This window comes from Planomonospora algeriensis (assembly GCF_977012225.1).
Genome location: NZ_CDRNDK010000995.1, coordinates 1 through 761, shown reverse-complemented (window position 1 = coordinate 761; position 761 = coordinate 1). Strand labels below are relative to the sequence as shown.

Genomic DNA, 761 nt, shown 5'->3' with positions numbered 1-761 from the left:
GGCCGGAGGACCGCGCCTGGTGCGTGGCCACGGACGTGGATCTGATGAGCACCTACATCGGCGGCAGCGGCGAATGCATCGCGCAACTGGTGGCCGATGCGCAATTGGAGGCCCTGGCCGTGGATGTCGATGACGCGCTGGGCTGGGACGGCGACCGGATCAACCCGGCACCGGCCGACCGCGATCACCTCTGAGACCGGAGGGCGTCCCGCACGCCTCGATCATCGTGAAAAGGGTGCGCTGATGTGTTCAGCGTCCCCCGAGGCGTCCGCTGCGGTGGCACCCGCAAGCGAGCCGGGCCCGTCATCGGCCGGAGCGGAGATGAAGGTCTCGATGGCGGCCATCTGCAGGGCGAACATGTTCATGATCGGTCTCCTGGAGCGTCGGGATGGGGTCACCCCGGCATCCGTCGGGAATCCACCATTTTGCCCGCATCGTAGGACGGCGCGGCCTAGGCAAGCACCCCGTTCTTCCAAGGAGCCGGACGGCTGCTTGAGCTCACCGCTCTGCTGGTCATTCACCTCACCCCGCGTGGGGGTGAGCCGATCGCGGCTCTGCGTGAACGCGTCGGTTTGATGTCCTTCCCACGCCCGGGGCAGAGCGCTCCGGCAGGTGAACACCGCCAAGCTCGCCGACGGCCCCGCCCGCGATGATCACCGGAACCGGGCAAAGGCAGGTAAGTTGGCGGACCATGTCCCGCAGATCCCGATCATGGTGGGCCGCCGCCCTGACCATCGCCGCCGCCGGCGCGGTCTACCTGC

General features: G+C 68.3%; 2 protein-coding genes. One reads left to right on the top strand and one right to left on the bottom strand.

Features of this window, described 5'->3' with window-relative positions; all coding sequences use genetic code 11:
* The coding region (locus ACWJ6R_RS37415) for a hypothetical protein (RefSeq protein WP_449066719.1) at nucleotides 1-194 on the top strand (194 nt) is incomplete at its 5' end.
* 27 nt (nucleotides 195-221) lie between these two features.
* On the opposite strand, the gene ACWJ6R_RS37410 is transcribed toward ACWJ6R_RS37415, so the two are convergent.
* Nucleotides 222-365, bottom strand: coding sequence for a hypothetical protein (locus tag ACWJ6R_RS37410; protein WP_449066718.1), 144 nt, complete (start codon nucleotides 363-365; stop codon nucleotides 222-224).
* Between the last annotated feature and the right edge of the window lie 396 nt (nucleotides 366-761).

Excerpts from the sequence above, each read along its gene's own strand:
- ACWJ6R_RS37410 (WP_449066718.1), bottom strand. The coding sequence starts at position 365 with ATGAACATGTTCGCCCTGCAGATGGCCGCCATCGAGACCTTCATCTCC.